This window comes from Carboxylicivirga agarovorans (assembly GCF_050589845.1).
Taxonomy (GTDB): domain Bacteria; phylum Bacteroidota; class Bacteroidia; order Bacteroidales; family Marinilabiliaceae; genus Carboxylicivirga; species Carboxylicivirga agarovorans.
This window is the reverse complement of sequence record NZ_JBNGPA010000001.1, coordinates 148,375-163,458: the sequence shown is the minus strand read 5'-3', so window position 1 is coordinate 163,458 and position 15,084 is coordinate 148,375. Positions and strand designations below refer to the sequence as shown.

General features: G+C 39.4%; 8 protein-coding genes. 6 read left to right on the top strand and 2 right to left on the bottom strand.

Annotation, left to right across the window (positions count from 1 at the left end):
* The first annotated feature begins 1,205 nt into the window (after positions 1–1,205).
* From ACRD69_RS00605 to ACRD69_RS00580, 6 genes are all read left to right on the top strand, one after another.
* Positions 1,206–5,396: a hybrid sensor histidine kinase/response regulator transcription factor gene (locus tag ACRD69_RS00605; protein WP_430813111.1), complete on the top strand. Its 4,191-nt coding sequence runs from the start codon at positions 1,206–1,208 to the stop codon at positions 5,394–5,396.
* 102 nt (positions 5,397–5,498) lie between these two features.
* Positions 5,499–6,098 carry an RNA polymerase sigma-70 factor gene (locus tag ACRD69_RS00600; RefSeq protein WP_430813110.1) on the top strand — a complete coding sequence of 200 codons (600 nt, stop codon included), beginning with the start codon at positions 5,499–5,501 and terminating at the stop codon, positions 6,096–6,098.
* A 97-nt stretch (positions 6,099–6,195) separates the two neighbouring features.
* The gene (locus ACRD69_RS00595) at positions 6,196–7,167 is read left to right on the top strand and encodes a FecR family protein (protein WP_430813109.1); all 972 of its coding nucleotides are present in this window, start codon (positions 6,196–6,198) and stop codon (positions 7,165–7,167) included.
* 106 nt (positions 7,168–7,273) lie between these two features.
* On the top strand, positions 7,274–10,825 hold the full coding sequence (locus ACRD69_RS00590; RefSeq protein ID WP_430813108.1) for a SusC/RagA family TonB-linked outer membrane protein: 3,552 nt from the start codon (positions 7,274–7,276) through the stop codon (positions 10,823–10,825).
* A gap of 40 nt (positions 10,826–10,865) precedes the next feature.
* The gene (locus ACRD69_RS00585) at positions 10,866–12,395 is read left to right on the top strand and encodes a SusD/RagB family nutrient-binding outer membrane lipoprotein (RefSeq protein ID WP_430813107.1); all 1,530 of its coding nucleotides are present in this window, start codon (positions 10,866–10,868) and stop codon (positions 12,393–12,395) included.
* A 347-nt stretch (positions 12,396–12,742) separates the two neighbouring features.
* The gene (locus tag ACRD69_RS00580) at positions 12,743–13,150 is read left to right on the top strand and encodes an acyl-CoA thioesterase (protein ID WP_430813106.1); all 408 of its coding nucleotides are present in this window, start codon (positions 12,743–12,745) and stop codon (positions 13,148–13,150) included.
* A gap of 55 nt (positions 13,151–13,205) precedes the next feature.
* On the opposite strand, the gene ACRD69_RS00575 is transcribed toward ACRD69_RS00580, so the two are convergent.
* Both ACRD69_RS00575 and trhO read right to left on the bottom strand, forming a co-directional pair.
* The gene (locus ACRD69_RS00575) at positions 13,206–13,967 is read right to left on the bottom strand and encodes an exodeoxyribonuclease III (RefSeq protein WP_430813105.1); all 762 of its coding nucleotides are present in this window, start codon (positions 13,965–13,967) and stop codon (positions 13,206–13,208) included.
* A 64-nt stretch (positions 13,968–14,031) separates the two neighbouring features.
* Positions 14,032–15,066: an oxygen-dependent tRNA uridine(34) hydroxylase TrhO gene (trhO, locus tag ACRD69_RS00570; RefSeq protein ID WP_430813104.1), complete on the bottom strand. Its 1,035-nt coding sequence runs from the start codon at positions 15,064–15,066 to the stop codon at positions 14,032–14,034.
* Between the last annotated feature and the right edge of the window lie 18 nt (positions 15,067–15,084).

Below are 15,084 nucleotides of genomic sequence, written 5' to 3'. Positions count from 1 at the left end.
AAAAAAATCTACAATGCAAATATGAGGATTATAATAGTGAAGAAGTATCAATTGTCGTTAATCCTTGTTAAAAGAGGATTTACCCGTGTGTATAAAAAAGAAAAAGGACAGATGTGAAACCTGTCCTTACCCTTAATCAGTTCGTTAACTAAATCCAAAATCTATGAAAAAAAATCTACAATGCAAATATGAGGATTATAACAGTGAAGAAGTATAAAATGACGTTAATCCTTGTTAAAGGATGGGTTGCCGAATGAGATTGCGAACGATGGTTATCGACTATTTGTGGCCCTTTTAAAGTGTAGTTATGTCTATTGACTGTGTATAATGAAAAAATGGAAGTGCATACAGGTTGAGAGAGGTCTGAATATCTTCCTTCTGTTATCATAATCACATGAAATCTTACAGTTTGTAGCATGGTTTCATAGATGTGCCTGCTTCGCACTAAATACGGGTCTTCTTCGGGATCAACCTCGCCAGGAGCGAGGTTGATCCGAACAAATACCGAAGCGGTCCCGAAGAGTTACCGAAGCGCTCCCGAACAAATACCGAAGGATTCCCGAAGCCTCTTTTCGGACGATAATTGCTAATATTTCAATTGTAAGCACTCATGAGGGTGTATTATTGTAAAATAGAAATTTAACGTTCAGGGCATTGAAATTCGTTATTAAAATGCCATTTTTTGAGGCATGTACGTAGCACTTTGAGAACAAATCCTGTGGATTTAAACAACATGTTAAATTGATAGAGAAGGAAAGCGATGTTGATTGGCTTGTATCCATAAAGTATGGATATTTGGTAAGCAGCAACTTTTAACTGAGATTGATATATGTTACCTCAAACGGGTGTTTACTTGTGATTCTGGTAAGTAAGAATTTATCGTTTTATATAAAAGAAAAAGGACAGATTGTGAAACCTGTCCTTACCCTTAAATCAGCTAACTAAATCCAATTTTTATGAAAAATCCTTAATGCAAATATGGGTTTTTTGGTTGAAATATTACAAATTAATGCAGTTAAGATTTGTTAAATGATAAAATGGAGGCAGAGTCGCTCTTTTAGTAACAAATGTTCAAATAGGTGTTGACTTTGTGGAAGACAACAGTCGAATAGTCATCAGCCATTAAATTATATTGGTTATTTTTGTTTATTGCAGACTCGGGGAACTAATCAAGTTAATTACACTGGAAATTAAAAGTTGATTTCATGTTGAAAAACTCTTACAGCACATTATTTATTGTCCTAATCATATTGAGCGTTGTACCTGGTAAGGCACAGTTACAACAGTATACTTCAAAAAACATAACGACCAGCGAAGGGTTAGCCGATAATAATATCCATTGCATACTTCAGGATTCCTATGGTTTTATGTGGTTTGGCTCTGAAGAGGGATTACATCGTTATGATGGCTATTCGTTTGAAATATTTCGTCATGAACCCAATAATCCCAATTCGCTGTCTGCTAATATTGTCAGAGCTCTGTATGAAGATAATTATGGAAGACTATGGGTTGGTACTGATGGTGGTGGTATCAGTGTGTTTGATCTGGAGTCGGGAATTTTTATTCCCATCGATGCCAATAACCAGTTTCAATTAACATCAGACGAGGTATTTTGCTTTGCTTCATCAAAAGACGATCATCTTTGGGTTGGAACCAAAAATGGTTTAAATAAGCTGAGCCTGAGTAATGATAATGCAGCTCCTGTTGATGGAATAACGCATTATTATCATGATGAGACTGATTCGACCAGTTTAATATATCCGCATGTTTATTCGGTGCTTGAAGATAAAAACGGAACACTTTGGGTGGGAACCACAGAAGGTGGTCTTGGACGTTTGGATGCCAATGCGGGGAGTTTTAAAAATTACTATGCCGACGAACGTGAGGGGTCTATTAGCAGTCGTGCCATAATGGCCATTTATGAAGATAAGAAGGGGCAATTATGGATGGGTACATGGGCTCACGGCTTAAACCTGTACAACAGGACCAGTGATTCATTTATAACATACGTGCACAATGCCAATGATTCAACATCAATAAGTCATGATAATGTTTACGCCTTGTGCGAAGACAGTGACGGCTATTTATGGGCAGGAACATATGATGGAGGGCTTAATCAGCTGGTACGTGGTAAAACACCGGCCTCACATAAGTTTAACCGTTTAAAGGTGCAGGAAAGTGCGATTAAGAGTTTGTTTAAAAATAAGGTAAAGGTTATTTACCCTGACAACCAGGGTAATTTATGGGCCGGAACCCTGGGAGGAGGAGTGATCCAGTTTTATAAAGAACGCGATAGCTTTTTACATTTGACCAATAATTTAAAACGCTATAAAAATACATCGGTCAACCGCATTAACGATATCGTCAAAGAAGACAATGGGAATTTGCTGATAGGTAGTCACGAAGGTCTTTTTAGGATGACACGGAGGGATAACGGTGAGGTGATCTACCAGGCCTTGCTGGCCGATTCAACCCGTACGCCCAATGTTTATAAACAAACAATAAGTTGTGTTTTTAAAGATGATAATGATGTGTTTTGGCTAGGAACGGAAGACAAAGGTCTGATGCGTGTGATGTTGGTTAATGGTCGGTTAAGATCATTCAGGCAATATACCACTCAAAAACCAAGCCCCAACAAAATAAGTGGCGACCATATATACCGTATATTTAAAAGGAACGGGCATTTATGGGTTTTTACCAATAATGGAGTTAATATTTTTAATAATAAAAGTCAGCGCTTTGTTTCTGAAAAGAGTGATGGTTCGCCATTGTTTCCAATAAATGAGGCTTTTACCACTCATTTTATCGATGATAAAAAACGCCTTTGGGTTGGGACCGAGTTTGAAGGTTTATTTTGTTTTTCCATCGACGGCGATTTGGTTGGCGGCAACCTTCTGGCCCATTATTATGAAGACTCTCAACCGATAGCATTAGCTGACAGGCAAATTCTTACTATAAAAAGTGCCGGTGAAGGAAAATTGTGGGTAGGAACAGCTAAAGGACTTCATTTAATCGATCCTGATAATGGTACTAACACAGTGTTTAAGGAAAAAGATGGACTGCCATCGTCTGCTGTTAGCCAGATTTACAAGGCTGAAAACGAAAATATAATGTGGCTGGGGACATTGCAGGGACTGGCGCGTTTTAATACTGAATCAAAGGTGATAACCCCTTATTTTATGCCGGGTGGTTTTCTTGGTAATTACTTTGCACCGGGCGAAGTAAGCCGGTTTGCTGATGGCCTGGTTACCATGCCAACCCATCATGGACTTGTTGCCTTCTACCCTGATAGTGTACAGCGAAATCCATATGATGCCAAGCCGATATTACGACGGATCAGCTTGTCAGGTAAGGAAATTCAGCCGAATGTTGAGATGAATAACCGGATTATTATCGATAAGGCAGTAGCACTTACCAAAGAAATCAAGCTGCGTCATAACGAAAATGTTGTACAACTTGAATTTGCCTCTTTATCCTTTATTGAACAAGACAAAAATAACTACCGCTATAAACTTGAAGGCCTGGAAGATGAATGGAACTTAACAAATGCCAATCACCGTTCTGTTATTTACTCTAATCTCTCGCCCGATACCTATACTTTCAGATTAAGGGCTACCAACAATGATGGTGAATGGAGTGATGAAGAAGCCACTCTCAAGATCATTATTAAGCCACCATTTTATAAAACATGGTATGCATATGTGAGTTATTTTATACTACTGGTGGGAGGTTTTGTTTTGGTTCAACGGATTATAGTTATGCGTGTTAAAGAACGGGAACGTTTGAAGCGTGAAACCATGGCGCGGGAAAAAGAGACGTTGTTGCATCAAATGAAGATTCGTTTTTTTACCAATATATCGCATGAATTCAGAACACCTTTAACCCTTATAGCCGGACCTTTACAGGAAATGCTTGACCATGATACAACTATTTCCTCAGCTACCAGAAGTCAGCTTAATCTGATGAAAAGCAATACCGACCGTTTGTTGCGCCTTATTAACCAGTTAATGGACTTCAGAAAGGTTTCGCAGGGTAATATGCATTTAAGTATTCGCCAACGGAACATCAACAGCTTTATCAGACGAATAGCAGAGTCATTTCAGGGTATAGCGGATCAGAAGCGCATTCATTTTGATTGTCATATCGATACGCGCCCTTTAATGGTTTGGTTTGATTCTGAAAAGCTGGAGACTATTATATTTAACCTCCTAAGTAATGCTTTTAAATATACCCCGGCCGCTGGTCATATTAAAATAGAATTAGTTGTTAAGAAAGATAAGCAGCTTCAGTTGATGGTGAGTGATACCGGCGCTGGTGTGCCCGATGATGACAAAGAGAAGATATTTGAACGCTTTTATCAATCGGAGCAGAACCAGGCAATAGGGGGTGCAGGAACAGGTGTTGGCTTGTCGCTGGTGAAGGAGTTGGTTGATATGCATAAGGGAAGTATTAAAATAGTCGATAATGAGCCCAACGGAGCTGTATTCGTTGTTGATATTTGTATCACAAAAGATTGTTTTAATGCCGATGAAATAATTGAAGACCAGAAAACAAGGACTGAGGAGAAAGAAGAAGATGTTAATACAAAAATCTCGGAACCAATACTGACTGAAAGTGGAGATAAGCCTAAGGTACTGGTTGTTGAAGATCAGCTTGACCTGCGCTCGCACCTATGTAACATATTGGAAGTTCACTACCGGGTCGATGAAGCATCGAATGGGGTTGAAGGTCTTGAAAAAGCTTCATCATCATTGCCTGATATAATTATATCGGACGTGATGATGCCCGAGATGGATGGTTTTACTTTCTGCGATAAACTGCGAAAGAATGTGATAACGAGCCATATTCCGATCATTATGTTGACCGCGTTGGATAATGTTGATTCCAAGCGTGAAGGTCTTGAAATTGGAGCAGATGCTTATGTGGTAAAACCATTTGATAAACAGTTGCTGGTTACGCAAATACAAAATCTATTATCTAACAGGCAGTTGCTCAAAGCCCGTTTTAAAGAACAATGGGATTTTGTTGAAGAGATCGCAACTACCTCAACAGACCAGCAATTTGTTAACAGGGCTATTCAAACAGTTGAAGATAATATGTCGGATGCTTCCTTTAATGTATCAGAACTGGTTAAAAAAATGAATGTAAGCCGCACGCTATTGCATATGAAATTACGTGAATTAACCGGCCAAAGTACAAGTGAGTTTATAAGAACCATACGTCTGAAGCAAGCTGCTAAATTGTTGAAACAGGGTGAGTTGAATGTGTCGGAAGTGACTTACCAGGTTGGTTTTAATGATCCGAAGTATTTTTCTAAAAGCTTTAAAAGCCTGTTTGGCGTTACACCGACATTGTTTCAAAAGGGCGATGCCTCAGGTGGAGAACTAACCAAATAAGATGAAATCAGCTGTTTAATTAAGAGTCACCGCTTACTTTTTCCTTAAAACTGTTAAATGTTAAAATTATTTATAATTTTACGTTAACAAGTTTAAAGCAAAGTGAATCAAACCATAAAACCTCAATTCAATAACGGCAATATTGAGAGGCATGAAGGCGTGTACGAGTATTTATTCAATACTTACTATGCGCGCTTATGCTCATATGCCATGCGCTATGTTGAACGAAAGGATCAGGCAGAAGATATTGTGTCAGATACTTTTTATAAAATGTGGCAAAAAGGGAATATAAAAATATCGACCTCCATTCAGTCTTATTTATTTCAGGCAGTTTATAATAATTGCATGTACTTTCTGAGGCAGCAGTCAAATGAAAGAACAAAAAGACACCATATACAAAATCAGTTTGAAACCAACCATACGAGCCAACTGCTGGAAGATTTCACCGAGCGGGACAGTTTAATCCTGAAAGAGGTGGAAGAGGCAGTTGACGAAGCTATTGAAAAATTGCCCGTTCAGGCTAAAAAAGTATTTTCACTGAAACGTTTTAAAGGATATAAAAACAAAGAAGTAGCATCGGAACTTAATATTTCCATTAAAACAGTAGAAATGCATATGGCCAGGGCTTTAAAATTTTTGCATAGCGAGCTGAAGGATTTTTGCCCCATTTTATTGTCTTTGTATTTGTCACTATTTCAGTGACATACATCTTGTTTATCTTTATTTTAAAAAAAAAAATCACGCTTCTATACAGGGTATAAAGTAATTCGTGCATCATATCATTAAAACATGGTGACGAATGACTGATAACGAATATATAGAACACTTAATTATCAAGTACCTCTCTGAAGAAGCAACTGAAGAGGAAAGGCATGAATTAAAAGGCCTGGTTGAGAGCGACAAGGAGGTTAGAAAACAATTTGTTGACATACGTGATATCTGGAATGTATCTGACAGCAGTGAGTTTGATGCAGCAGGTGCTTTTACACGTTTTAAAAAACAGATCAGATCAGAAGAGCCTAAGGGGAAACAAAGAAGTATTGCCTGGTTGAAATATGCAGGAATTGCGGCTTCACTTATTATAATGCTGATGCTTGGTAAGTACTTTTCAACGGTTAATGAACCAACTGTTCAATTCTATTCCTATGAAACAAAGGCCGGAGAACGCAAATTACTTACACTTCCTGACAGTTCAAAGGTGTGGATGCATGCCAACTCAGTCTTAACATATTCAATGGGTTTTAATAGTACTGAACGAAAGGTGACTTTTAAAGGAGAAGCCTTTTTTGATGTGGCACATAATGCAAGTTTGCCATTCGAAGTTGAATCAGGGCTTCATACAATCACTGTCCTTGGTACCCGGTTCAATGTCAAAGCCAATGAGAGGGTTGTGGAAACCGTGTTAGAAGATGGCAAAGTACAGATCAATGTCGATTCCAATAATCAGCAATGTCAATTGTTACCCGGGGAAAAATCAGAATTTGATATGCATAGTAAACTGTTGGTAAAAGTAAAAGAACCACATATGGATGTTTATACAGCTATTATTAAAGGGCAGCTGGTGTTTAAAAACGAAGCGTTCTCAAAGTTGGCTCCGCGTCTTGAACAATGGTATGGACTTACAATAAAACTGGACGATGATGTGAGGGATCTGCGTTTTACCGGTACCATTGATAACGAAAGTATTGATGATGTACTGAATATCATGGCTATGTCCAATAATATTAAATACACCAAAACGAATGATACAATATCAATTACCAAAAACTAACTGGCCTATGCAATAAGAAACAAAAAAAACCGGCAGATGCTGCCACATCTTCCGGTCTTATTTAAAGTTAAATCCTGTTTAAGTTGAACCTAAACATTACAAATCTATGAAATTAAAATTGGATCGTCATGACTTTTTTGAAAAGAAAAGCATGCAAAAACTTTACCTGATCATGAGACTTACATGCATATTGTTTGTCATTGGATTTTTGCAGGTATCTGCAGCCGGATACTCGCAAAAAAAGAGTATTACAATCTCTTCCGATAAAATAGAGTTGGCAAAACTCTTTGAGGAAGTAGAGAAGAAGAGCGATTATAAGTTCTTTTTCAATAACGATGATGTGGATGCGTCGGCTATAACAAAAGTCAATGCATCCAACGCCGATGTTTTCAGCGTACTTGACGAGGCACTTATTGGCTTGCCATATGAATATAAAGTGCTCGATAATAATTTAATTTTTGTGCACCGTGCTAAAGTCAGCAGTTCTGTTGGTCAGCAGTTGACCCGGGTTACCGGTATAGTTACCGATGATACTGGCGAGGCGCTTCCAGGTGTTAATGTTTTTGAAAAATCCGCACCCACCAACGGGGTTATTACCGGCATCGATGGCTCATATAACCTTGAGTTAAGTAACCCTGATGCCATCATCGTGTTTTCATATATAGGCTATGAAACACAGGAGGTGAATGCAGCCGGAAGAACAACGGTCAATATCACCCTTGTGCCTGATTCTGAAGATCTGGATGAGGTGGTTGTAACCGCCTTAGGCATTAAGCGCGATGAGAAATCTCTTGGATATGCCGTATCGAAAGTAGATGGCGATGAATTGACCAAGGTGCAGTCGACTAACTTTACCAGTGCCTTATCAGGGCGTGTGGCAGGTGTTAACATTACCAGCTCGGGCAATATGGGAGGATCAACAAATGCCATTATACGGGGAGGTTCCAGTATTACGGGTAACAACCAGGCATTGTATGTAATAGATGGTATTCCAATTTCCAATGCATCAGTCAATAGTGGCGAAACCAATAGAGGTGCCGGTGGATATGACTTTGGAAATATGGCCTCTGATATTAACCCTAATGATATTGCTGATATATCAGTTTTAAAAGGCGCATCAGCAACAGCTTTATACGGTAGCCGGGGAGCAAATGGTGTAATTTTAATTACTACTAAAAAGGGAGCAGCCAAAGACAGGGTTGGAGTAACAATCAATTCAAGTGTTACATTTGAAAAGATCAATAAAGAAACACTGCCAGATTACCAGAGAGAATATGGTGGCGGTGGATGGGACTGGGATAATAATACCAGTGGTTCGTTTGAAACTGTAACTATCGAAGGAACAGACTATCAGGTGGTAGATTATGGAACCGATGAATCATGGGGACCTAAATTTGACCCTGACGTTAACGTATTGCACTGGGATGCTTTCGACCCGAGTGATCCGGATAATTACCTGAAGCCACGTCCTTGGACGGCAGCAGCCAATGGTCCTGAAGGTTTCTTTGAAACAGGCATGTTACTTAACAACAACGTGGCCCTGGATGGCTCCTATGAGAAAGGTAATTTCCGCGTATCTTATACCAATATGGATCAGCAGGGAACAGTTCCAAACTCTGAGTTGAAACGTAATACACTCCAATTTAACGGCACACTTAAATTAACCGACCGTTTATCGACAACTGTTACCGGATCATGGACCAATACCTATGCTAAAAACCGTCCGGGTACAGGATATGACTGGCAAACGGCGCGTTCGTTTATGGCATCAGCCGGTATGTGGATGCAAACCAATGTGGACTATAAGCGTCTTGCTAATTACTACAGGAAAGATAATGGCGAACAAAAGACCTGGAACCGTCAGAGCTGGGATAATCCACAACCCAACTATTGGGATAACCCTTACTGGATGGTTTATAAGAACTTTCCTGAAGATGAACGTAACAGGACAATTGGAAGCTGGCAAATCGATTATAAGCTAACAGAGTGGCTCTCGGTAATGGGACGTGCTACTTTGGATCATTACGATTTTAAAATCGAGGAACGCATTGCTAAAGGCTCATTTGCACAAAGCTATTACAGCAAGTGGATGCGCACATCAACAGAGAAGAATTATGATTTGATGTTTAATATTAACAAAAACTTTGGTTCTGATCTGAACTTAACAGCTATGGTGGGTGTAAGCCGTCGCGATAATGAAAATGAAACCATAGGTTATAATACGGTTAATGGTCTCGAAATTGATGACCTGTATACCATTTATAACAGTGTTAATCCTGAAATCGGTAAAACAGATGGCAGCTGGGGGAGAAGAGTGAATAGTGCTTACGGTACAGCATCTTTAGGTTTTAGAAATCAGTTTTATCTTGATTTTAGTTTCCGAAATGATTGGTCATCTACATTGCCAGATGCCAATAACTCCTATTTTTATCCCAGTGTATCTGGTAGCTGGATCATTAGTGAAGCGACAGACGCTTCATGGTTAAGCTTTGCAAAGATCAGGGCCAACTGGGCTAAGGTAGGTAATGATGCACCTTTTGCATCAACATATGATACTTACTATAATTATGGTAACTACAATGGGCAGGAAGCATTCCGTTACGGACGACGGTCGCTTAAAAATAACCCTGAGCTGAAACCTGAAATGACTCACTCATGGGAAGTTGGGTTTGATGTGAAGTTTTTTAATAACAGGGCAGGCCTGGATTTTAGTTACTTTAATAAAAGTAACCGCGATTTGATTATTCCTGGTTCTGTCAGTGTTGGAACAGGGTATTACACCCAGTATATGAATGCCGGGCGCCGCGATATTACAGGTTATGATATTGACGCTTTTGTTGTGCCTGTTCGCACCAATAATTTCAGCTGGACAATCAATGGAACATTCTCAGCCTATACGGATGAAATTAAATCATTGGCACCTGGAATTGACTCGCATGTGTTAAACAGTAACTGGGTAGCAGTATCGGCCCGCGTTGGAGAGGCTTATCCGGTATTGGTAGGTACTGATTTTGTTTACGATGATAATGGTAACAAAGTGGTTGGTGATGATGGTTTTTATTTGCAAACGGATGATAACCAGATTTTAGGGCAGGTTGCTCCCGATTGGAGAGCTGGTATTAACAATAGCTTCCAGGTGAAAAACTGGACATTGAGTGCCCTGCTTGATATAAAGATGGGAGGTAACTTATTCTCGTTAACCGATTACTGGGGAAATACTACAGGTATTCTTAAATCTACAGTTGGTCTTAATGACCTGGGTAATCCAAAACGTGACCCTATCACTGACGGGGCAGATTCAGGTGGTGTAATTGTTGATGGAGTAAAAGAAGATGGCACTCCTAATGATGTTCGCGTTACCATTAAAGATGCGGCTGATAACGGGCACAATCCGGAGGCGGCATCGGTATTTGATGCTTCGTATGTAAAATTGCGTGAAGTGAACCTGACCTATAATGTACCACAGGCGTTCTGTTCGAAACTAAAATTACACAGTTTGTCATTCGGTGTAAGTGGACGTAACCTGGCTATTCTTCACCGCAATATTGATCACATCGATCCTGAAATGACTTACGGAGCAAGTAATGTTCAAGGTCTTGATATTGGTACGATGCCTACTGCACGTACATTCGCTTTCAATCTTAAGATAGGATTCTAATAATTATCCACTAAGAGTGTTAATTCTAAAAAGTAGAAAGATGCAATTTAAAAATATAATAAAATACTTGATGTCAGCTCTTCTGGTTGTTGCCATGTTGGCTTGTACCGAAGATTTTGAAACCATCAATGATAATACAAAAAGTGCTAAAGAGGTACATCCAAAATATTTACTTCCAACAGCACAATCTATTGCTATGAATCATTACTTCAATTGCGACGTTAATGATATTGTAACAGGAGTCTTATGTCAACACTTTTCCCAGCCAAGCTATGCCGATGAAAGTAACTATAACTTTCGTGATGGAATGCTTGACCGTAACATAGGCGAGTTTTACATGGCATTGGCTAATTTGAAGGAAATACGCAACTATGTGGATGATTCGGATGATGCTGTCTTTTCACAGGAAGAGAAGCAAGGGTGGAACCTTATTGTTACAACACTTGAGACGTTCTGTTTTCAAAACATAACCGATGTAAACGGACCGGCTATTTATTCAAAAGGTTTTGATTTGGTTGGTGATCCGACTCCGGCGTATGATTCGCAACAAGACATCTATGTAGACCTGATGGAAAAGTTATCAGCATCAATAAGTGGTGTTTCAAACCTTGATGTTGACATGCAACTGGGTAACCAGGATATTGTTTTCAAAGGTGACATTAGCATGTGGCGTAAGTTTGCCAATTCAATGTTACTGCGTTTGGCCATGCGCGTGTCGGATGTTGACGAAACCCTTTCGCAAAAGTACTTTGCCATGGCAATTGATCCGGACAATGGTGGTGTTATCAGCTCTAATGATGAGAATGCCCTGTTTACCTATCATGATTCACCATCGGCCAACAGCTTTTTTGAAAATGTTTTAGATGGCTGGACGCCCGGAGTTGTGGCCAGTAACACCATGTATGATATAATGGCCTCTACGGCTGATCCACGTATTAGTATGTTTTTTGGCGGGCCATGGTACTATGAAGGTTTACCTTATGGTGAAACCGGCACATGGTGGAAGTATGCCAATATCAACTATGACCTGATAGCTTTTAAAAACTACAAGACCTATGGCTATTGGTATGGTGGTGGTCCTGAAGACCTGCCAGGTATTTTTATCGATTATGCAGAGGTTGAATTTTTCCTTGCGGAAGCTGCTGTTCGTGGTTATGCAGGAGCGGGCGATGCCAAGACCCATTATAATAACGCCATTGCAGCCAGTATTCAGTATTATGCCAACTTCCTTGAGCTGGAAGATATTCAAAGCGATATTGATACCTACCTGGCAAGTGATGTTGTTGATCTGGACCAGGTAAGCAGTGCAGAAGACAAAATAGAACGAATTGGCCGTGAAAAGTGGGTGGCTTTATTCTTACAGGGAGGAGAAGCCTGGGCAGAAGCACGCCGTTTAGATACTCCACAGTTCAATGTTCCTCCTGGTAAAACAGAAGCAGATATTCCAACCCGTCTGAAGTTTTCATCGCGCGAGTGGGTTATAAATGATGCAAATGTACAGGCTGCAGCTGCCCTTTTAAATGGAGGCCAGGATAGCTACACCGCCAGGTTATGGTGGGATGTAAAATAATTTTCCCGATTTTAAATATTAGTGTGTGATTTGGATTTATATTAGAATAGAACCTGCAAAGGCGGGTTCTGTTCTTTATGAAAACAAAGAAGGATCACTCACCGATAACTTAACCCAAATCATCTGTCCGTAATAACCGTACTCGCAAACGTGCGTGACAGTTATTATACATTAATCATAGAGACTAAAGGTTTAGAATTTTCTTTGATGATTAATTAAGGGTTTGTCTCCAGGGATACAAGAAATGCCGTGGAGACAACCCTTTTTTTATTTCCTCTTGCATTCCTTGAAAGTCGATGCATTAAACACCAGCTATTATTTATACTTTCGTATGCAAAAGAATGATTATGGCTCAAAAATACGATTACGAATTAGAGTTTAAAGTACGCGATTACGAATGTGACCTACAGGGTATTGTAAATAATTCGGTATATCAGAATTATCTTGAACATACGCGTCATGAGTTTCTTGACTCTGTTGGTGTAAATTTTAAAGACCTGTTTGAACGTAATATTGTCGCTGTGGTTGCACGTATTGATCTATCGTACAAAACGCCTTTAAGAAGTAATGATAAGTTTGTGGTACGAACAAGGGTGGAGCACAAGGGGATTAAATATATGTTTTACCAGGATATTTATCGCTTACCCGATGAGCAGCTTTGTTTAAAGGGAATTGTTACAACGACTACTTTAATTAATGGTAAACTGGCTGTGTGTGATGAGCTGGCGGAAGCCTTAGCCAAGGCCGGACGATAAAATACAAAACGGATGTTCAGTCAAGAGCATCCGTTTTTTTATCGCTTTATTGTTCTTATAATTCAACACCGACCGGACAATGATCAGAGCCCATTATTTCATTGAGGATAAATGCGCCTTTAAGTTGTGGTAACAGGCTTTCGCTGGCTAAAAAATAATCGATTCTCCAGCCTACATTCTTACCGCGTGCACCTGCTCTGTAACTCCACCACGAATATTTATCCGTTACATCAGGGTGAAAATGTCGAAAGGTATCTTTTAAACCGCCTTGAGTAAAGCGATCCATACCGTCGATTTCTTCCTGCATATAACCCGCAGACTTATTATAATTAGGTTTTGGGCGTGCTAAGTCAATTTCTGTATGGGCTACATTAAAGTCACCGCATACCATTACTGGCTTTGTTTCTTCCAGCTTCTTTAAATAATTGAAAAAATCCTTGTCCCACTCCTGTCTGTATGATAAACGCTTTAATTCACTACCTGAGTTAGGCACGTATACAGTTACCAGGTAAAAATCTTCATATTCTGCACAAAGTACACGACCTTCCTGGTCATGCTCCTCAATACCCATATCTTTGGTTATGGCGATAGGCTCAACTTTACTAATAATTGCTGTTCCCGAATAACCTTTTTTAACTGCTGAATTGGAATAGATATGATAATCTTTGAAGTCGGCGAGAGCTTCGACAACCTGGTTATCCTGAGCCTTTGTTTCTTGCAGGCATAATATGTCAGCTTCCATTGATTCAAACGAACTCTGGAATTCTTTTTTCATCACAGCACGAATGCCATTAACATTCCATGATATTATTTTCATAAGTATTTCTTTTGCGAAGCAAATTAATCAATCTAATTATTGATGCAAAGATAAACTTTCAGGATTAAGCCGATTTAAAGGGTTTATGAAAACGCTTTCCCCGGGTGAAAACCAATTGTTTTGCCAGTTCCTGTTTTTGGGCAGGTGGAGCGAGCAGATAACTCTTGCAATCGTTGCTGCAACAGCCATTGTATTCAGTTCTGCAACTATCGCATTGAATAAAAAGCAGGTTACACTGTTTATTGGAACAATTGGTATGTGTATCGCAAGGTTTACCGCATTGGTGGCAGTGACTAATAACGTCATCACTTATGCGTTCGCCCATACGATTATCAAACACGAAGTTTTTTCCAACAAACTTATTCTCTAAATGCTCATTTTCAACTTGTCTTGAATAATCAATAATACCACCCAATAACTGATTAACATCTGAAAAACCATGATGCTTCAGATAGGCACTTGTCTTCTCACAGCGAACACCACCCGTGCAATAAAGTAATATTTTTTTATCCTTATTATCTTTTAATCGATCAACCACCTCGGGGAGCTCTTCCTTAAAGGTTTCAGCATCAGGTAATATGGCACCATCGAAATAACCTATTTCACTTTCGTAGTGATTACGCATATCAACAACTATCGCCCCTTCATCCATGGCCGTGTTCCACTCGTCAGCAGACAGGTGCTTCCCAACATTGGTTACATCATATTCTTCAGGTTTCAGACCGTCGGCAACAATTTGCTTACGTACTTTGATCTGCAGTTTTAAGAATGATTGTCCATCATCTTCAACGGCTATTTTAAAGGGAATATTATTAAAGTCAGTGATCGAGTATAGCTGTTCCTTAAAATCCTGCCAAAAATGATCAGGCACGCTCATTTGAGCGTTAATGCCTTCGCCGGCAATATATATGCGTCCGTAACATTGTAGTTTATCCCACATAGAATATAGCGTGTCGCGCATCTCTGCAGGATCATCAATAATAACATATTTATAAAAAGAAACAGTTGTACGCTTGAATGTTTCGTTGGCCAGTCGTTCTTTTAATTCTTCAGGACTAAGACGATTTATGAGGTGTTTTTTACTGCTATTCGGATCCATACGATTCAATTTTAGAGT

What these genes read in the sequence shown, in the direction of transcription:
- ACRD69_RS00605 (WP_430813111.1), top strand. Translation starts at nt 1,206, where the DNA reads ATGTTGAAAAACTCTTACAGCACATTATTTATTGTCCTAATCATATTG.
- ACRD69_RS00595 (WP_430813109.1), top strand. Translation starts at nt 6,196, where the DNA reads ATGACTGATAACGAATATATAGAACACTTAATTATCAAGTACCTCTCT.
- ACRD69_RS00590 (WP_430813108.1), top strand. Translation starts at nt 7,274, where the DNA reads ATGAAATTAAAATTGGATCGTCATGACTTTTTTGAAAAGAAAAGCATG.
- ACRD69_RS00585 (WP_430813107.1), top strand. Translation starts at nt 10,866, where the DNA reads ATGCAATTTAAAAATATAATAAAATACTTGATGTCAGCTCTTCTGGTT.
- ACRD69_RS00580 (WP_430813106.1), top strand. Translation starts at nt 12,743, where the DNA reads ATGGCTCAAAAATACGATTACGAATTAGAGTTTAAAGTACGCGATTAC.
- ACRD69_RS00575 (WP_430813105.1), bottom strand. Translation starts at nt 13,967, where the DNA reads ATGAAAATAATATCATGGAATGTTAATGGCATTCGTGCTGTGATGAAA.
- trhO (WP_430813104.1), bottom strand. Translation starts at nt 15,066, where the DNA reads ATGGATCCGAATAGCAGTAAAAAACACCTCATAAATCGTCTTAGTCCT.